We start from the raw sequence: 17,811 nt of genomic DNA, 5'->3' as shown, positions 1-17,811 counted from the left end.
CCGGCTCCCCCCTCACGCTGGGTTCCAAATGTAAAATAATGTAAATCCATCTGCTCATCCTCGCCGTAAGTAGCTTCAACGCATTACTCATGGATTGAATTAGTGCCGGTTTGAATCTGTTAAGCCTGAAGCACCCATCTATTGATGCGAGGAAAACTGATCATGAAAAATATCGTCGTCCTACCTGTTATCCTGGCTGGCACACTCGTGCTGGCGGGCTGCTCAGATGGTTCGGGTAGCACCAAACGAACGAATATCCGGGTCCTGCATGCCGTTGCCGACGCCCCTCCGGTAAACGTTAATTTCAACGGTGAAACGCTTGTGATGGGTGCCAGTTTCAAGCAGGCAGCCGTTCTTACACCTGAAAGCGGTTTTTACTCGGTCGATGTCAACGCTCAGCTTCCGGACGGTGACGAATTGACGGTCATTTCAGTGGGCAGTACGCGGTTCGATGCCGCTACTCGTTACGACGTAATTGCGACGGGGTCGGTGGCTGAGGGCGCTTTTCCTTTGGTGCTTACGGATGATGGAGAGCGAGAAAGTGCAAATTCAGCACGGATCAGAGTCGCGCACCTTTCGCCGGCTGCTCAGGAAGCAGCCGGCGAAGTGTCGGTTTATGTGACGGCGGATGGTGCGGCTCTGCCAGCCGAGCCCAATTTCAGCTTTGCCTTCGGCGAGGCGGTGGGGCCTCTAGAGCTCGAAGCGGGTAATTATCAGGTTCGGGTTACGCCTAATGGGAGCAGTACCGTGGTTTATGACAGCGGCCCCGTTGCCTTACCCGAGGCGTCTGATCTTCTGATCGCTGCGATCGATAACACCGTTTATGGTGAATCTCCGGTTAGCCTGTTGGTTATCAACGGAAGTGAAACGTCGGAAATTCTGGATAGAGAGGCGGGCGCTGGTTTTCGTGCTGTGCATAATTCTTCGGCACCAACACCCAATGTCGACATTTATCTGAACGTGGACCCGAACGGAAGTCCGGCGGCCGGCAGTGTGTCTTATACCCAGACGGTGCCGAGCAAAGCGACAACGGGAAGCTATATCGAGGCGGCGGCTGGCGATACTCGGATAGCGGTAACTCCGGCACTCGCAATTACGCCGATTGCCATCGATGCAACACTGGCCTTAGCCAACGGCGACCTCAAAACGGTGATTGCGGCAGGGGCGCTTGCGAGCGGCCTGGATGCGCTGGTTTTTGCTGACGACAATCGCCGGATAGCGACTGAAGCGAAGTTCAGAGTGATTCACGCGGCGGTCGAAGCTCAGGTTGTGGACGTGTTTCTGGTTCCGGCAGCCAATGCGGGTAGCAATCAGGGCAACGCAGTACCCGCGCTGGATGATTTCGAGTACGGTGATTCTTCTGGCTATTTGAGTGTGACAGAGGGGGATTATGTGGTCTTCATCACCTCGGCTGATGGTGCCTCGGTGCTGTTCAAGTCCGGCACCATTTCTTTGGTGAATGGAGGGGTGTATACGGCCGTTGCCCGCCTGGCCACGTCGATCGAAATGAGCAGCGCAGTCGCGGGGCTGACCTTGTTGGATGACTTCGCCACGCCGTAATCCAGCGTTACTTCCAGTAAAAGCCGCCCCGGTCATCGGGGCTGCTTACTTTGTGGTGATCAGAGAGTCAGGTTACTGAATAGAGGAAGAGCGGTCGTTAATAGGCGATTGCGACAACGAAGTACCCAGTGGTGGCCGGAAATGCAATGAATGCAGCACTCGATCGAGTACCGCCCCGCCATTCCAGGCCGGATCGTTGTTAACCATACCAACTACGGCCCAGGTGGTATTGTTGCTGTCTCGGGTAAAACCGGCAATTGAGCGAACATCTTGAAGATATCCGGTTTTGATACGGCCTTCACCGGCCATTCCAGTATTTCTCAGCCGCCGCGCCATGGTGCCGTCCATCGCGATGATTGGCATTGAGGTCATCAGGTCAGAAGCGTAGGGACTGTTCCAGGCATGCTGAAGGATCTGTGCACCTTGGCGTGCAGAAATGCGCCCATGGCGAGTGAGACCGGCGCCATTGTCGATCACCATGCCATTGGTGTTGATGCCTTTTTCCTCAAGCCATTCATAGATGGCACGAATACCCGCTACGCGATCGTCACGCTCATCGTCTTTGCGTTGCTTTGATCCGATCGTGAGCAGCATTTGTCGCGCCATGACATTGCTGCTCCACTTATTGATATCGCGCACCATGGTTACTAAGTCAGGTGAGGTTGTGCGCATGACCAGATTGGCGTTTTCGGGAGTCTTCTCAAATCGGTTCCCGCCTCGGATAGCAATACCCAGCTCTGAAAACACCGAGCGAATGGTTGATGCGGAGTATCGGTCATGAGGAAGCAGAGACATGTAACCGGTGGTCCGACACCCTTTAGGCAGTTCACCGGTTACCCGTACGGTCACTTTCTGATCACCGTGAAACACTGGTTGCCATTCAAAGTTTCGTCGGGACGGGCAGGACCCCTCAGCCACCGCGGTTACCCGATTATCAATGGTTATTTCGGTTAAAGCTGGTGTCGCCCAGGCCTGAGTGCCACGCTCATCCGCGCGAACCTGAAAATGTAACAGATTGAGGTTGGTCAGATAGCCAGACGGCTCAACAAGAAAGGGCGCATAAGGATTGTCGCCATTGTCGTGAAAGACCGGAAGCCCGCCATCGACCCGGAAATAGCTGCCATCCAGAATTAGATCGCCTGCGATTTGCCGAATGCCCATATCCTTGAGTTCGTGCAACGTGCGCCACAAGCGCTCAAGGGTCAGCTTTGGGTCGCCTCCGAAGCGAACGAACAAGTTACCTTCCAGAGTGTCTCCGACCATTTGGCCGTCAGTCAGAAAGTCAGTGTTCCAGTGATGGGTTGGCCCCAGTAGTTCCAGAGCAGCATAGGTGGTGACCAGCTTCATGATGGAACCAGGGCTCATCAGTTGGTCAGCGTTCACATACTGTTCAATGCCCGGGCCGTTTAGCGGGACGACAGCAACACTCAGCGCGTCGTCATTGTTAAGCGATTTTTCAGCGTAGGCGCGGATTTCTGAAGCCCAGAGGCGAGCATTGGCGAAGGCATCTGTGGTGTTGCTATCTTGTGCGAAGACCGGCGTGGTCAGCGAACCGAGTACGGTTACCGCAGCAAGCAGGTTTTTGGGGGTTGAGAGTAACCCTTGCAGGCGAGTCTTAGCCTGTGAATGCAGCCACCGCATACCTTGAACCCGTGAGTAGTGTTTTTTCTAACCATAGCTTATTCCGCAGATTTCTACTACGCAAAAACATTACACATGACGTTAAAAAATGACGTTATGTGTGTTGTTTCTGAAGGTTTTTGTAAGGTAGGTCAGCAAGGTTTTTTGAATCAGTGGGTTACAGTGGCTTTGGTTGATGGCCTCAGGGGCCAATGGTACGAGAGGTAATTGTGTGACAATGCCTGAAATCTTCGTTTTTAAGGGAATACACCATGCTTCGAGCTCTCAAACATTCCGTTAACGTGCTGGAATCTGTTGCGACGTCTTCGTTTTCTGCTTGGCGTGGATGCTTAGTGGTTAAACCCGCTATTCAGCCGGTAAAGCCCATGGTTCTCTACGACATTGAAGCCTGCCCCTATTGCCGCAAGGTGCGTGAAGCTTTCACCGCACTCCATCTGGATGTGGATATACGGCCGTGCCCGAAAGGCGGACAGGTATTCCGGGGCGAGGCCGAGACCTTAGGGGGGAAACAGCAGTTTCCGTTGCTGATAGATCCGAATACCGACCAGGTGATGTACGAATCCGAACAGATTATCGAGTACCTGTTCAGCCAATACGGTGGCCGACCGGTGCCGGGTTTCTATGAAACCAAAACGGGGCAGTTTTTATGGGGTGCGGCTGGATCAGCGAGTAGTGAAATGAGAGGGATGCGTGTGGAACGTGCCAAGCGCGTGGAGCAGAGCTTGCATCTGTGGAGCTTTGAAGGCAGCCCTTTTTCGCGTCTGGTTCGTGAAAAGCTGTGCGAATTCGAACTCCCGTATACCTTGCACAATCTGGGTAAAGAGCACTGGACCGAATTCGGTCCGGCATTCCAACGTATCAAACCGGGGCCGTACAGGCCGCAGCCAGGCGGTAAGCGTGATGCTTTCTTTCAGGAGCATGGCCGTGTTCAGGTGCCGTATCTGGAAGACCCGAACACTGGTGTGAAGATGTTTGAGTCCAAGCGTATTGTTGACTATCTGGAGAAAGAGTACGCACTGTAAATTCCGGTATTGAGCCGGCTTTGGGGTAGTAATTCGTCTCCGAGCCGGTATGATCTCCGCCGGTCATTTCAGCTGTTTTGGGAGAATGTGATGTATACAGGTCGGTGCTTGTGTGGCGACATCCGGTTTGAGTATGAAGGCGCCCTTGGCCCGATTTCCCTGTGCCATTGCAGTCAATGTCGCCGGGCCCATGGTAGTGCTTTCTCGGCTAGTGCTCCGGTTCAGAAAGTGCGTTTTCGTTACGTTGCCGGCGAAGAAAACGTCAAAGAGTATGAATCCAGGCCGGGTAAATATCGCGCTTTTTGCAGCCGTTGCGGGAGCCATCTTTACAGTCGGCTGGATGCCATTTCGGGCATTCTGCGTCTGAGAATCGGTGTGATCAACGAGCCCATTACTGCCAAGCCTGCCCGCCATATCTATGTCGGTTCAAAAGCGGAATGGTTCGACATCACCGACGAGCTTCCGCAGTTTGAAAAAACAGAGCGAACCAACGATCCGTTCTGACGAGTTATTCGCGATCCTTGCTTGAGCTTTCTATTTGCAACGTAACACTTAAATAATCATCTCGTTTTGCAAATAAAAATCATTATCATATGATGTATAATAGAGCTTGGGAGGGTCGATATGAATCATGAAGCGTTGGAAGGCATCAAGCTGGCAGTGTTTGCGGTTACGTTCGCTCTGGCACTGGTGGTGTTGTGGGCGTTGAATGCGTGACAGCTATCATTTTGATTGGGCCTTTCGCCATAATCCAAACAAGATCGGGCCCGTACTTACCGGGCCCGATCTTGTTTGGGGCTAGTGAATAACTCAGAATTTATACGAGACAGAGGCTGTTACATCACGTTCCGCGCCGTAGTAGCAGTAATTCAGGCTGTTGTAGCAAGAGGCTACGTATTCTTTGTCCAGCAGGTTGTTCACGTTGAGTTGAGCGGTAACGCCGGGAGCCCCCAGGCGGGAAAAATTATACGACAGAGCCATGTCCACCAAAGTGTAAGCCGGAACTTCTTTGGTATTGGCGTCATCTGCCTGAATGTCTCGTAGGTGTCGAATACCCAGACCCGCACGGGCACCATTCAGCATGCCTTGGTCGAAGCTATAGCCAGTCCAGAGTGTCAGCTGATGCTTGGGCGATTGGCTGGCCTGGTTCCCTTCCCGATAAGGCTCCGATTTTTCGAAAGTCACCTCGGTGTATGCGTACCCGGCTTGGACATCCAGGTTGTCGGTTAGCTGTGTCTTAGCTTCCAGTTCCACGCCTTGAGACTGGAGTTCACCGATCGCGCGGCTGAAGCTTTCATTTGGAAGCTTGGTTGCCAGATCCTCCTGATTAATCCGGAATAGTGAGAAGGTATACAGGTCGTTCGTCCCGACTGGTTGGTATTTCAGGCCGGTTTCAATCTGTTTGCCCGTGCTCGGATCAAGTAGATCTCCGTCCTCTCCAACCACAGCGTTAGGAGAGAATGAGGTCGAATAGGACAGGTAAGGCGCCACACCCGTTCTAAATTGGTAAAGCAGTCCGGCCCGACCAGTGAAATGGGTTTCATCCAGCTCGTTTGATCCACCGTTTTCAAGGTCGGTGTTTTCGATGTTCAATCGGTCGTATCGGCCACCCAGGCTCAGGTGCCAGCCTCCCAGATTAACCTGATCCTGCATATAGATCCCGGCCTGCTTGACCTCACGAAGGTTTCGTACTGCAGGATACGTTGCACTCGGCTCCGCGCCATAGACGGGGTTAAAGGCGTCGATCGCCGGGAATGCGGCAGAGAGCCACTCCACATCATTTTCTCTTTGCTGGTAATCCAGTCCCACCAGTACACGGTGTTCGGCATTGCCGGTAAAAAATGATCCTTCTACCTGGTTGTCGATCGTTATCGCTTCAAGGTCTTCCTCTGCGCCGGAGTAATAACGGGCTAACTCAGTGTCACTGGCCCAGCCCGCAGCATAGACTTGCTTGAGAGTGACATCAGACTCGAGAAAACGAAATCTCTGCCGAGCAGTCCAGCCAGAGCCGAACTCATGTTCCAGATCATAGCCGGCCATCGTCATGTCACGTGAGAATTTCTCATACCCCGGCTCACCGTCAAAAAAATTGTTGCTGATTTTCTGGCCGTTACGGGATTCGACCGTACCCTCATAGGGAAGCGCATTATGGTAGCCGCCTTCTGGGTCCCTTTGCAGGTAGGCCAGCAATGTCAGAGAGGTATGGTCGGTTATATCCCAGGTCAGTGATGGGGCGATAACCCGCCGCTCCTCTTCAACCTGGTCCTGTTGAGCATCGGCGGCTGACATTTTGCCCGTCAACCGGTACGCCACTCGGCTATCGTCATCCAGTGGGCCGGTAACGTCGAAAGCAAAGCCGCGCTGGGCATTGTTGCCGAGCGTGGCTTGAACTTCGCCGCTGGCCTGAAATTCCGGTTTTTTGCTGGTGAGGGCGACAATGCCGCCTGGCGAGCTCTGTCCGTAAAGTACTGAGGTAGGGCCTTTGACGATCTCTATCCGTTCCAGAAACCACGGATCAATGGCGAAAGAGCTGAACGATCCGCCATCGTTCATCACCTTAAGACCATCTAGATAGGTGTTATTGATGCTGCCACTGGAGAAACCTCGTAGAACCAAGTAATCGTAGCGGTTTGATGAGCCGACTTGGTTGGTACTTGCGCCTGGCGTGTAGCTGGCCGCCCGCTGGACCGATTTTGCACCCCGTTTTTGCCATTCTTCGCTGCTAATGACATTAACGGTTTGCGGGGTTTCCATAACCGGTGTCTCTGTCTTGGTGGCACCACGAGTTGCAGTGACTGACAAGGCCTCCAGTTGCTGGACAGATTGTTCGTCTGAAACCTGAGCGAGCGCCGGTGTCGCGCCGGCCAGACTGGAAAGACATAGTGCAATGGATAACGACAATCGTGAGCGGGCAAGCATGCTGTACCTCATGTGAGCATCATTTAATAATGAGAATTATTGTCGTTTGGGCGCCCGCTTTGGTATGACGAACAACAAAAAAACTATGATCGAGCGTAATTCTTCGAGTCACGCTCTGTTTTTCGGTGAAATCCCAAACTCTCGGCGAAAAGCGGTGGCAAAGTTGGTGGAATGGCGGTAACCCACTTTGTGAGCGGTTTGCTGAACACTAAATCCCTGACTGAGGTATTGGCGCGCCAGTTCCAGGCGGTAACGGCGGAGATAATCGAAAGGAGAGAGTCCGTAAGTAGCACGGAACTTGGTTCTCAGGCTGCTGGGGCTCATAGCCGCTATCCTGGCCAGCTCCGAAAAACGGTAACTGTGGTGCGGAGCGAATTCTAGTTTCTGACGCACCAGTTCTAGGCGTTCACGCTGCGGGCTGGAAATGGGCTCAGCCCCATGCTCCCGAGCGCTATCTTCCGGTATGCCCATGCCGGTCAACTGCAGTGCCAAGCCTTCCAGAAGCAGCGACTGCTGTAACCCCGGCAGCTCTGAAGGAAATCCGTTTGAGAGCTGTTCTATAAGAAAGTCTGGTAGGCGCCAAGTGTGGATCGGTTCTTGGACTTGAGAGAGCAGCCGAAGAAGTGTCGGAGGGGCTGCACGCCCAACATCGGTTCCTTTCGGATCGAACGCAAGTGTCACGGTGTTAAGGCTTTGCTGCGACATCTGCGTAGCTTGCAATGGATATTCAGGGTGCAGCTGCATGGTCACCGCGCTGCCGGGTTCCAATTCCTTTTCCAGCGCCCCGATTTTCAGGCGAACACGACCCTCCAGGACCAACAGGATCAACAATGGAGCGTGCCCTAGCGACACCGATTCGTAGGGTTTACGGATACTAAGACGGGAAAAGGTATACCGGAAGCCGGAGCTCAGGGCGTGCTCGGAGATTTTGCCTTCGGCAATGATTGTTTGATCCGCATCGGCCCTGGTCCGCGAGATATTGGGAAAGCGATAGTCGATGTCGAATTTTTCACCAATTGCCTGAAAATCACGAATGCGGTAGCAGTAGTGTTCAGCATTGTTGTGCATTTTCTGCAGCCTGAGAGATTGATTGTCGGGCCTCGATTTGAGCCATTCGCTCCTTGCGGTGGACGCCACAGGTTCCGCAATATCCTTCGTCTGGCAGCAGATATTTCAGACAGCATCCCCGACGCTGGGGAATGGCGCACCGCTGCTGGCTGAATTCCGCCGGAATCCAGTCGATATGCCGGTTGGCTTCGCAGGTAAACTGCGCCAGCCAGTTGTTGGCTTGCTGACACAGTGCTTCCGGATTGACCTGATTCCACACCACCGAGTAGGGGGCACCAAGTGCCAGCCCGACGCTGCTCCAATATGCGCCGGGGCTGACGCCTAGCTGTTGTCGGAAAACGGGGTACCAGTTTTGCATCTGCTCATTCAGGGTATGAATAAAATCATTCACCTGCAGCGGCGTGGGGTCGTTGGCAAGATGGTGCCAGCCTAAGCAATTTTCTTCCCACCTCAGGAACACCTGGCCCGGGTTTAAGGCAATACTGGAGCCGTCGCGAAACAGCCTCATAACCAGTGGTCCGATAATCTGCAGAGAAAGGTTTTGCTGCAGTACAGAAACCCGGGCTTTCAGAATCCGCGGGTGGTCGGCGTCTGGATAATTGTTCTGGATTTCCTGCCAAATAAGCTCCGGGTCTTCAAGCAGTTGTGCCAGAGAAAACAGCACTGGCTGCTGGCGAGTGTCCGGTGCCGGTGGGTTGTTCAACAGTGCGTGCGGTTTAAGACCCTGGCTGGCGGCGAGACGGTGATAATCCGTCAGCCACTGCTGGCCCGTTTCAGTTTCTGCCATGACGCGCCAACCCCCATAGAAAGTATAAGCCGCCTACTAAGGCAGCCAGTAGTCCGGCTGGTAACTGGTTCGGGTAAACCAGCAGCCGAGCAAGGTAATCCGCGATCGCGAGCAACAAACCTCCGGCCAGAGCCGCGGTCACCAATTGCCTGCCGACGGTTTGTTGCCCTAGTACCCGGGCCAGGTGGGGAGCGATCAGCCCCACGAAACTCAAGGGACCGATGACGACGGTTGAGGCCGCTGTCAGTGCCGCGGCAAGCAACAACAGTAAAAGCCGCGCGCGGGGTACCTGAAGGCCAAGGGCTGAAGCGGAGGTTTCACCCAGAGGCAACAGGGTGAGGGGACGCAGAGTAAGAAGCATCATGGCGCCAAGTCCGACGACCAGGGCTAATAGTCCGAGCGCCTCGGTTTCTGAAACTAACCAGGTGGAGCCATACATCCAGTTCAGCAATTGCGAGGCGACGGTACCACCGGTGGCCATGACGAGGCGTAAACCTGCATCCATAAAAACATACAATGCCAGACCGCCCAGCAACAGTTGGTTACCCGCAAAGCGGTGTTTTCGGGCCAACAGCAGCAACAGGCCCAGAGCTCCGCAAGCGCCGGCCGTGGCAGCCGCTAGCTGGCCAGCGCGGCCAAGATCCAGTCCGGTGAGCACTAGCGCAACCATGACCAGAGCGGCGCCACCGCTGATGCCAAGCAATTCAGGGCTGCCCATGGGATTGCCCGTCATGCGCTGGATCAGCGTGCCGGCCATTCCCAGTGCCATGCCAGCCAGAATGGCTGCCATTAATCGGGGGCCGCGCCAGACCCAGGCGTCCGTCCACTGCGAAACGGGTGTCCAGTGCCAGCCCTCCAGTCCCGGTGACCAACTCATGGAAAGAATGATCGTTAGTGCCAGCAGGGTACATAGCAGTCCGGCGACCTGAAACGGATTGCGGCGAGGGGGTAGAAAACCGGAGGGACTGGTCTCATGACCCGGCATATGGTGGGTGTTTCGGAATCCCTGAAGCGCCAGAAGAATGATCGGGCCTCCAATCAGCGCTGTAGTGGTGCCAGTGGGTACCAGCGAGCCGCCACTGAGAGACGTTGCCCAATATGCGAGGGTGTCGGCTGCCAGTAGAATACCGGCACCGGCCAGCGTGCTCCAGAACAGGCGCTCAGTGAGCGTTCGAGCTCCCAACAGGCGGGCCAGTACGGGCGCGGCTAGTCCCACAAATGCGACTACGCCCACCCGGCTGACCACCACCGATGTCATGGCCACCACCAGAAACAGGGCTGTCGCGCGGAGCAGTGACACTTTCGCCCCCAGCGCGTTTGCAGACGTCTGGCCGAGTTGCAGTAATTGCAGCGGACGGATCAGTGCGAGCATCAGCACGGCGATCATCAGCACCTTGGGCAAAAGATCAAAGAAGGGGGCCCAGTTATTCTGGGCCAGTGAACCCGCCCCCCAGATAAACAGGTTGCCCAGCCATTCACCTTTGAGCAGAAGCAGTGCCATGTTGATGGCACCCAGAAAGAAAGTAACAACCAGTCCGGCCAGAATGACGGTCACCGGCGAGAAGCCCAGTCGCCAGGTGAGCAGGATGACCAGACCGATGGCGAGCAGGCCGCCAGCCACTGCGGCAAGATCCGGGCTGAAAGCCAGAAAACCAGGGGCAAACAACGTGGCGATTGTTATGCCGAACTGGCCTCCGGATTCCACGCCCAGCGTAGTTGGCGAAGCGAGGGGGTTGCCTAGGACTTGCTGGGTAATTGCACCCGCGAGCCCGAGTGCGCAGCCGATCAGCAATGCCATGGATACTCGGGGTGCCCAGGAAAAATGCGCCAGGACCGAGGCGTACTGATCGCCGTCGTAGGCCCAGAAAGCGGATAGAAGTTGAAGGGGCGAGAGTTGCTGAAGCCACGGCAATGCACTGGCCATAAAGGCAAAGAAACATAGCAGGATGACTGCCACCGGAAGTCGGGTCGGAAGTTTCGGGCGGGCAGCGGGTATTAGAGTTGATTCACCGGACATTGTTGCTGCCTCCTTCTAGCAGAGCGTCGGTGAGTGCTACTGCCAGGCGTTTGACCGGATACACGCCACCGAATGGCCAGGCGCGGGGGATCTGGTAAATCTGTTGGCTTCGTACTGGCGGAAGGTAGGTCCAGAACGGGCTGTTTTCTAGGCTACCAGCGAGTCCCGGCACGAGAGGTTCAATGACCACCAGGCGGCTGTCCGGGATCTGGGCTACGGACTCAAGGCCAATGGACGAGAATCCCCAATAGTTTCCCAAGTTCGGCCAGGCATTGGTCAGCCCTAGGCTTTCCAGAGCGGCTTGGTACAGGCTGCTTTCGGTGTAGATCCGGACATGACGGTGGTCTTGAAAGCTGACGAGTGCAACCGGGGTGTCCGTTAATTCGGCATGCTCCAATCGATCCCGCTGTTGCTTAAGTGTCAGCTCGATATCGGTCAAAACGGCTTCTGCCTGGTCTTTCCGGTCGACCATGTCGCCGAGGGTCACGAGCATTTCTCGGGCTTTATCGAAGGGCCGGATGTCAGGCTTGTATACGCTGATGACGTAGGTGGGGGCAATCTGCTCCAACAGCTCCGTGGCCGGTGCCATTTCCGTGCTGGTTACAATCAGATCCGGCTCCAGTTCGGCAATGGCCTCCAGATTGGGGGCAACCCGCGTGCCCACGTTGGTTGCGTCGTCTGGAAGTTCCGGTTCTTTCACCCAGGCGTTGTAACCACTCATATCTGCTACGCCAACCGGCGTGATCCCCAATAGAAGCAGGGTCTCTGTGGCAGCCCAGTTCAGTGCCACAATGCGTTTTGGGGCCTCGTCCAAATTCAGCGTGCCGCCTTCGTGAGTCCACGTTTGGGCTATCCCCAAGGCCGGCAGTGCGAACAGGAACACCCCGAGCAGCATTGTTTTCGGATTAATAAACATAAGAAACCCATTGCCCCGGAGCACGTTCCATGACACCCATGGGTACGCTGTAGATGGATTCCAGAACTTGGCTGTTCATAACTCTGGCAGGTATTCCGTCTGCCACCACCACGCCGGCCTTTAGAGCAACCAGGCGGTCACAGAAACGCGACGCGAGATCAACGTCGTGCAGGACAACAATGACGGTCAATGCTCGTTGACTGGCCAACCGTTGCACCAGTCGCAAGGTTTCCACCTGGTGCTTTACGTCCAGAGCTGAAATAGGTTCGTCCAGCAGCAAACAACGGGTTTGTTGAGCCAGTAACATGGCAATCCAGGCTCGCTGACGCTCCCCGCCGGAAAGGGTATCCACGGAACGGTGTTCGAAGGGTTTAAGATCCGTGTCGGCAATGGCCTGATCAATCAGAGCGTGGTCTTCCTCGCTGAAACGGCCTAATGGGCCTCGCCAGGGGTAGCGACCCAGTGCGACCAGTTCTCTTACCGTCAGACCATCGGTGCTCGGCGGGTGCTGGGGAAGGTAACCGACAATCCGTGCAAAGGCTCGGGCTCCGAGACTTTTGGCAATGTGCCCCTCCAGCATGATCTCACCGATATCAGCCGGGATCTGTCTTGCCAGTGTTTTCAGCAAGGTGGATTTGCCCGAGCCGTTATGGCCAAGCAAAGCGGTGACCTGGCCTTCGTCAAAAGCCAGGTCGATTCCGTGGAGAATTGCGGTGTCGCCAATGCGGACGCCAAGGTTTCGGACATCAAAAAATGCAGGCATTCAGATCCCCCTGTTCGTGTGAATGGGAGGGTAATCTAAATGATAATTGCTATCAATGTGTTTTGGGAAGAGTTCTTAAATCTGTCCGGTTTGAACTCGCCACTGAGCGGCATAAGATCCATCATGAGCGATCAGGCTGTTGTGGTCGCCGGCTTCAATAATCCGTCCATTCTCGACCACGGCAATGGTGTCTGCGTCCACGATCGTGGAAAGCCGGTGAGCGATCATAATAACGGTACGGTTATGACCTATGCGCTTGAGTGAGCGCTGGATGGCGGCTTCGGTTTCGTTATCGACCGCACTGGTTGCTTCGTCCAGTACCAGAATGGGCGGGTTTTTTAGTAGCGCCCGGGCCAGAGAAAGCCGCTGACGCTGGCCACCGGAAAGACGAATACCCCGCTCCCCCACTTGTGTGGCTAAACCGTCAGGCAGGGCGTCAATAAACGACCAAGCCTCTGCCGTTCGCGCAGCCTCGATAATCTCGTCTTCGGTAGCCTCGGGCTTTCCATAAGCCAGATTATTGCGAATGCTTCCTTCAAACAAATAGACATCCTGGCTGACCAGTCCGATGGCATCTCGCAGCGATTTTAAGTTGATCTTGCGAATGGGCTGGCCATCAATGCGAATATCGCCGCCGGAAGGATCGTAAAACCTTAGCAGCAGCTTGATCAGCGTTGATTTGCCGGAACCGGTCGCGCCCACCAGCGCCAGTGTGTTGCCTGCGGGTAGATTCAGGGTGATATCCTGAACGCCCGCGCCACTGCCTGCGTAGCGGAAGCATACTTGATTGAACGAAACCTCTCCTCGCACGGGTTGCTGCAGGGGGGTACTCGCTTCATCCTGCACGTTCACCGGCTCAGCTAGTAGGTCGAGAATTCGCCGGGTACTGGCCATGGCTCGTTCGAACAGATCGATCACTTCCGCCAGACCGGTCAGTGGCCACAGTAAGCGTTGAGTCAGGAATACCAACACTCCGTAGGCACCCACATTTAGGCTGCCTTCCAGTGCCATCATGCCACCAACGGTGAAGGTGGCGAGAAAACCGGCGAGAATCGCCATGCGAATCACAGGGATGAAGGCTGAACTGATCCGAATGGCGCGGCGGTTAGCTTCCACGTAGGCTTCACTGGCGTCTTTCAGGCGCTTGGCTTCCCGCTGCTCGGCGGTGAAACTTTTGATGGTGGCGATGCCGCCCAGATTGTTGGCCAGCCGGCTGGACAGATCTCCTACCTTTTCCCGCACATCGGCGTACAGAGGACCGGCCTTGCGTTGAAAATAGAAAGCCCCCCAGATAATCAGAGGGATGGGTGTGAATGCCAGCAGGGCAATCAGTGGTGACAGCACGAAGAACACAGCGCCTACGGCCACAACCGTTACGCCCACCTGGATCATGGCATTGGCGCCGCCATCCAGAAAACGCTCCAGCTGGTTCACGTCGTCGTTCATGGTGGCGACCAATTGCCCGGAACTGTTGGCTTCAAAGAAACTCATATCCAGGCGCTGAGCGTGTTCATAGGCATCCTGCCTGAGATCAGACTGCAGGCGCTGGGCCAGATTGCGCCACAGGATCTGGTAGAGGTATTCAAACAGCGATTCCCCGGCCCAGATAAAGAAGGTGAGCGTTGCCAGAATTGTGATCTGCTCTTGGGCGGTCTCGAAGCCCAATCCGGCAACAAAGCTTTCCTCCTGGTTCACCACCACATCAATGGCAACGCCAATGAGAATCTCCGGAGCAATGTCAAAGAGCTTGTTGATAATGGAGCAGGTGGTCGCTGCAATGATGTTCCGGCGATAGCCACGCGCGTATCGAAGCAGGCGGCCGAGGGCGGCGAAACTGCTGGGGTGGCGGGCACGCGTGGTCATGATTTGCTTCCTTCTCGGTGTCTGGTTTTCAAAGTCGGGAAGGGTAGCGGATTCTGTTTTTATTTAAAAGAGAATGATTTTCACTTGCGAGCATTCTTCTGCAGCCACCGATCCAGCTTGTTCGCAAACTCTTTGCGGTCTGCTTGGCCGAACGGCGCTGGGCCTCCGGTGACTTGTCCGGCACTGCGCATTTCTTCCATAAAATTCCGCATTGCCAAGCGTTGCCGAATGTTCTCTTGGGTGAATGCCTGCCCACGGGGATTAAACACGGTTGCCCCTTTTTCGATGGCTTCTGCCGCCAGGGGGATATCTTGTGTGATCACCAGATCCCCTTTTGTCATCTGATCCATTATTTCATTATCGGCAACGTCGAAGCCTTGAGCCACCTGACGGCGGCTGATAAAGGGGCTTGGCGGCAGTGTAATGACATGGTTTGCGATGAAGGTAGTCTGAACCTTCCAGCGAGTGGCTGCGCGGCAGATGATTTCCCTGACCGGCACGGGGCAGGCATCAGCGTCGACCCAGATAGGCATGTCAGTTTCCTTTCGTTCAATGGCTAAAGCGGCAGTTTACCCGTTCTTGCCGAGCCTGTAAGAACAAGTTTGGGGGTGGTGTTATAATGCGGGTCTCATTCAATTAACAGGAAATGATAATGTCTCAATTACCACCGTGCCCCAAATGTAACTCGGAGTTTACCTACGAAGACGGCGTTCAGTTGGTTTGCCCTGAGTGCGCTCACGAATGGACGGAAGCCGAGCAGGCGGAAGCTGAAGCCGGAAAGGTGATTCGGGATTCTAATGGTAATGAGCTTCAGGATGGCGATACGGTCACGGTGATCAAAGACCTGAAAGTTAAAGGATCCAGTGCTGTTGTTAAAGTAGGCACGAAGGTGAAAAACATCCGTCTGGTTGATGGCGATCACGATATCGACTGCAAAATTGATGGCATTGGTCCCATGAAGTTGAAATCCGAGTTCGTTAAGAAAGCCTGATCGCCCCCCCATTTGATCTATTGCATCCCGTCGTCTAAATATTAAACAGAGTGCCAGCTGGCACTCTGTTTAATCCCGCAGCGTGCAACCCACGCTAACAACAAGACGAACACCCCAACGCTGGCAGTGCCCGCCACAAGCAGGCCTTGCTCCAGTCAGGCTTATATCGCACAGCCGGGGGCAGGAGGATGGGATGAGAGAACTCCATGAGTTTCATGTGGATAGCACCCGCTATCTGGATGATGACGGCAAACCGCTGGGTGAATTGCCGCGCCAAGCCGAGAACACCGTTCGGGTTCTGGCTGCCTACCGCAATATGGTGCTCGCCCGCACCTTAGACTCCAAAGCCATCGCACTTCAACGTACCGGTAAATGTGGTACTTATCCCTCTGTCCTGGGCCATGAAGTGGTCGGCACGGCTATTGGTCAGAGCATGGCAAAATCCGATGTTTTTGTGCCTTATTATCGCGACCAGGCCGCTCATATTCTTCGAGGCGTATCCTTGGCGGAGTTACTGCTGTATTGGGGCGGCGATGAGCGCGGTTGTGCCTGGCAGCATTGCCGGGAAGACCTGCCGATTGCGGTGCCCATTGCCACCCAGTGCGGTCACGCTGTAGGGGTGGCCTCGGCGTTTCGGATTCGAGGTGAGGACAGGGCCGTTGTGTGCTGCATAGGTGATGGCGGTACCTCGAAAGGCGACTTTATGGAAAGCCTGAACCTTGCTGGCGCTTGGCATTTGCCAGTGGTATTCGTGGTGATCAATAACCAATGGGCCATCTCCACCCCTCGCAGTCTGCAAAGCGGCGCAGAAACCATCGCTCAAAAAGCCATTGGTGCGGGTCTGCCCGGGCACATTGTTGATGGTAATGATTATTTCGCCTGCGCCGAAGCCTTGGACAATGCACTTGATCGGGCTCACCAAGGTAAAGGGGCGACAGTCATTGAAGCCGTAACCTACCGGCTTGGAGACCATACCACCGCCGATGACGCTACCCGCTACCGCTCCGCTGAAGAACTCAAGCAGGCGTGGGAAAAGGACGGGGTAAAGCGGCTGCAAAATTGGCTGTACAACAACGATCTTTGGAGTCCTGATCAGGAAAAAACGTTGCAGGCGGAGTCCAAGAAGACGGTTGATGAGTCTGTAGAAACGTACTTGGCGACAGAGGCCGAACCACCCACGGCGATGCTCGACTACCTGTTTGAAAGCCTTCCCGCCGCGCTGCAGGGTCAGCGCGAACAGATCGCCAACAAGTATCGTGGAGGTCCGGCATGAGCCAGTCAGACGTTCGTGATGTGACTTTGGTAGAAGCGGTCAACATGGCCCTGCATTGGGAAATGGCACAAGACGACAACGTTGTGGTCCTGGGCGAAGACATCGCAGCGAATGGCGGGGTGTTTCGGGCAACGTTGGGCCTGAAAGACACCTTCGGGTTCAAGCGGGTGATGGACACGCCGTTGGCGGAGAATCTGATTGCTGGCACGGCGATCGGCATGTCGACGCAGGGCTTGAGACCGGTGGCGGAATTTCAGTTTATGGGGTTCATTTATCCCGCGATGGAGCAGATTGTTTGTCACGCAAGCCGTATGCGCAATCGCACTCGAGGTCGGCTGCATTGCCCTCTGGTGTTTCGAGCCCCATTTGGCGGAGGTATCCATGCGCCAGAACATCATTCCGAAAGTACCGAAGCTTTGTTCGCTCATATTCCGGGATTGCGAGTGGTGATTCCCAGCTCTCCGCAGCGTGCCTACGGTCTGCTGTTGGCGGCTATCCGGGACCCGGACCCGGTGATCTTCCTGGAGCCCAAGCGCATTTATCGAGCCGTTACTCAACGGGTCGACAACAATGGCGAGGCGCTGCCTTTGGATACCTGCTTTACCTTGCGTGAAGGCGATGATGTCACCCTCATTACCTGGGGCGCTTGCGTCAAGGAAACCCTGCAAGCGGCGGATAGGCTGGCCGAACAAGGGGTAGGGTGTGAGGTGATCGACGTAGCGACCGTTAGTCCGTTGGATCGGGAGACCTTGCTATGTTCTGTGGCCAAAACAGGCAGAGCGGTGATCGTCCATGAAGCTTGCCGCAATGGCGGTGTCGGCGCAGAGATCGTGGCGTCTATTGCCGAATCGGCATTTTTGGACTTGCAGGCGCCGGTGATCCGAGTAACGGGTTATGACACGGTGATGCCGTATTACCGGAACGAGCAGAATTATCTGCCGCAGGTCGAAAACATCGTGCACGCCGTCGAGCAGGTTATTGGGTTGTAGGA

15 protein-coding genes are annotated in these 17,811 nt (G+C 55.1%); 6 read left to right on the top strand and 9 right to left on the bottom strand.

Features of this window, described 5'->3' with window-relative positions; all coding sequences use genetic code 11:
- Positions 1-162 precede the first annotated feature (162 nt).
- The gene (locus VOI14_RS06550) at positions 163-1,560 is read left to right on the top strand and encodes a DUF4397 domain-containing protein (RefSeq protein ID WP_323751229.1); all 1,398 of its coding nucleotides are present in this window, start codon (positions 163-165) and stop codon (positions 1,558-1,560) included.
- A gap of 72 nt (positions 1,561-1,632) precedes the next feature.
- On the opposite strand, the gene dacB is transcribed toward VOI14_RS06550, so the two are convergent.
- Positions 1,633-3,201, bottom strand: coding sequence for a D-alanyl-D-alanine carboxypeptidase/D-alanyl-D-alanine-endopeptidase (gene dacB / locus VOI14_RS06545; protein WP_323751228.1), 1,569 nt, complete (start codon positions 3,199-3,201; stop codon positions 1,633-1,635).
- 251 nt (positions 3,202-3,452) lie between these two features.
- Between dacB and VOI14_RS06540 the strand changes: the two genes are divergently transcribed.
- Complete coding sequence (locus tag VOI14_RS06540) at positions 3,453-4,223, top strand: glutathione S-transferase N-terminal domain-containing protein (protein ID WP_323751227.1); 771 nt, start codon at positions 3,453-3,455, stop codon at positions 4,221-4,223.
- A gap of 90 nt (positions 4,224-4,313) precedes the next feature.
- A complete protein-coding gene (locus VOI14_RS06535; protein WP_323751226.1) occupies positions 4,314-4,727 on the top strand; it encodes a GFA family protein in 414 nt (137 codons plus the stop codon).
- Between the two features lie 306 nt (positions 4,728-5,033).
- On the opposite strand, the gene VOI14_RS06530 is transcribed toward VOI14_RS06535, so the two are convergent.
- The 8 genes from VOI14_RS06530 to VOI14_RS06495 form a co-directional block, all read right to left on the bottom strand.
- A complete protein-coding gene (locus VOI14_RS06530) occupies positions 5,034-7,142 on the bottom strand; it encodes a TonB-dependent siderophore receptor (RefSeq protein ID WP_323751225.1) in 2,109 nt (702 codons plus the stop codon).
- Positions 7,143-7,250: 108 nt separating this feature from the next.
- On the bottom strand, positions 7,251-8,210 hold the full coding sequence (locus tag VOI14_RS06525; RefSeq protein WP_323751224.1) for a helix-turn-helix transcriptional regulator: 960 nt from the start codon (positions 8,208-8,210) through the stop codon (positions 7,251-7,253).
- Positions 8,194-8,997, bottom strand: coding sequence for a (2Fe-2S)-binding protein (locus tag VOI14_RS06520; RefSeq protein WP_323751223.1), 804 nt, complete (start codon positions 8,995-8,997; stop codon positions 8,194-8,196). Before VOI14_RS06520 ends, VOI14_RS06525 begins: the two co-directional genes overlap by 17 nt.
- Positions 8,984-11,014 carry a Fe(3+)-hydroxamate ABC transporter permease FhuB gene (gene fhuB, locus VOI14_RS06515; protein WP_323751222.1) on the bottom strand — a complete coding sequence of 677 codons (2,031 nt, stop codon included), beginning with the start codon at positions 11,012-11,014 and terminating at the stop codon, positions 8,984-8,986. The genes VOI14_RS06520 and fhuB overlap by 14 nt, the downstream gene beginning before the upstream one ends.
- Positions 11,004-11,930 (bottom strand): iron-siderophore ABC transporter substrate-binding protein, encoded by a 927-nt coding sequence (locus VOI14_RS06510; protein WP_323751221.1) that lies wholly within the window; start codon positions 11,928-11,930, stop codon positions 11,004-11,006. The genes fhuB and VOI14_RS06510 overlap by 11 nt, the downstream gene beginning before the upstream one ends.
- Entirely contained in the window at positions 11,920-12,693 is a 774-nt protein-coding gene (locus tag VOI14_RS06505; protein WP_323751220.1) for an ABC transporter ATP-binding protein, read from the bottom strand. The genes VOI14_RS06510 and VOI14_RS06505 overlap by 11 nt, the downstream gene beginning before the upstream one ends.
- Positions 12,694-12,768: 75 nt before the next feature.
- The gene (locus VOI14_RS06500; protein ID WP_323751219.1) at positions 12,769-14,556 is read right to left on the bottom strand and encodes an ABC transporter ATP-binding protein; all 1,788 of its coding nucleotides are present in this window, start codon (positions 14,554-14,556) and stop codon (positions 12,769-12,771) included.
- Positions 14,557-14,636: 80 nt separating this feature from the next.
- Positions 14,637-15,089 (bottom strand): YaiI/YqxD family protein, encoded by a 453-nt coding sequence (locus tag VOI14_RS06495; protein WP_323751218.1) that lies wholly within the window; start codon positions 15,087-15,089, stop codon positions 14,637-14,639.
- A 119-nt stretch (positions 15,090-15,208) separates the two neighbouring features.
- Between VOI14_RS06495 and VOI14_RS06490 the strand changes: the two genes are divergently transcribed.
- The 3 genes from VOI14_RS06490 to VOI14_RS06480 all read left to right on the top strand — a co-directional run bounded on the left by VOI14_RS06490 (position 15,209) and on the right by VOI14_RS06480 (position 17,809).
- Positions 15,209-15,547 carry a zinc ribbon domain-containing protein YjdM gene (locus VOI14_RS06490; RefSeq protein ID WP_323751217.1) on the top strand — a complete coding sequence of 113 codons (339 nt, stop codon included), beginning with the start codon at positions 15,209-15,211 and terminating at the stop codon, positions 15,545-15,547.
- A 193-nt stretch (positions 15,548-15,740) separates the two neighbouring features.
- A complete protein-coding gene (gene pdhA, locus VOI14_RS06485; protein ID WP_323751216.1) occupies positions 15,741-16,820 on the top strand; it encodes a pyruvate dehydrogenase (acetyl-transferring) E1 component subunit alpha in 1,080 nt (359 codons plus the stop codon).
- Positions 16,817-17,809, top strand: coding sequence for an alpha-ketoacid dehydrogenase subunit beta (locus VOI14_RS06480; RefSeq protein WP_323751215.1), 993 nt, complete (start codon positions 16,817-16,819; stop codon positions 17,807-17,809). Before pdhA ends, VOI14_RS06480 begins: the two co-directional genes overlap by 4 nt.
- Positions 17,810-17,811: the final 2 nt, after the last annotated feature.

Origin of the sequence: Marinobacter sp. (genome assembly GCF_034669625.1) — a bacterium.
Lineage (GTDB): Bacteria > Pseudomonadota > Gammaproteobacteria > Pseudomonadales > Oleiphilaceae > Marinobacter.
Note: the sequence above shows the minus strand (reverse complement) of the source record. Positions and strands in the feature narration are given on the sequence as shown.

What these genes read in the sequence shown, in the direction of transcription:
- VOI14_RS06550 (WP_323751229.1), top strand. Translation starts at nt 163, where the DNA reads ATGAAAAATATCGTCGTCCTACCTGTTATCCTGGCTGGCACACTCGTG.
- dacB (WP_323751228.1), bottom strand. Translation starts at nt 3,201, where the DNA reads ATGCGGTGGCTGCATTCACAGGCTAAGACTCGCCTGCAAGGGTTACTC.
- VOI14_RS06540 (WP_323751227.1), top strand. Translation starts at nt 3,453, where the DNA reads ATGCTTCGAGCTCTCAAACATTCCGTTAACGTGCTGGAATCTGTTGCG.
- VOI14_RS06535 (WP_323751226.1), top strand. Translation starts at nt 4,314, where the DNA reads ATGTATACAGGTCGGTGCTTGTGTGGCGACATCCGGTTTGAGTATGAA.
- VOI14_RS06530 (WP_323751225.1), bottom strand. Translation starts at nt 7,142, where the DNA reads ATGCTTGCCCGCTCACGATTGTCGTTATCCATTGCACTATGTCTTTCC.
- VOI14_RS06525 (WP_323751224.1), bottom strand. Translation starts at nt 8,210, where the DNA reads ATGCACAACAATGCTGAACACTACTGCTACCGCATTCGTGATTTTCAG.
- VOI14_RS06520 (WP_323751223.1), bottom strand. Translation starts at nt 8,997, where the DNA reads ATGGCAGAAACTGAAACGGGCCAGCAGTGGCTGACGGATTATCACCGT.
- fhuB (WP_323751222.1), bottom strand. Translation starts at nt 11,014, where the DNA reads ATGTCCGGTGAATCAACTCTAATACCCGCTGCCCGCCCGAAACTTCCG.
- VOI14_RS06510 (WP_323751221.1), bottom strand. Translation starts at nt 11,930, where the DNA reads ATGTTTATTAATCCGAAAACAATGCTGCTCGGGGTGTTCCTGTTCGCA.
- VOI14_RS06505 (WP_323751220.1), bottom strand. Translation starts at nt 12,693, where the DNA reads ATGCCTGCATTTTTTGATGTCCGAAACCTTGGCGTCCGCATTGGCGAC.
- VOI14_RS06500 (WP_323751219.1), bottom strand. Translation starts at nt 14,556, where the DNA reads ATGACCACGCGTGCCCGCCACCCCAGCAGTTTCGCCGCCCTCGGCCGC.
- VOI14_RS06495 (WP_323751218.1), bottom strand. Translation starts at nt 15,089, where the DNA reads ATGCCTATCTGGGTCGACGCTGATGCCTGCCCCGTGCCGGTCAGGGAA.
- VOI14_RS06490 (WP_323751217.1), top strand. Translation starts at nt 15,209, where the DNA reads ATGTCTCAATTACCACCGTGCCCCAAATGTAACTCGGAGTTTACCTAC.
- pdhA (WP_323751216.1), top strand. Translation starts at nt 15,741, where the DNA reads ATGAGAGAACTCCATGAGTTTCATGTGGATAGCACCCGCTATCTGGAT.
- VOI14_RS06480 (WP_323751215.1), top strand. Translation starts at nt 16,817, where the DNA reads ATGAGCCAGTCAGACGTTCGTGATGTGACTTTGGTAGAAGCGGTCAAC.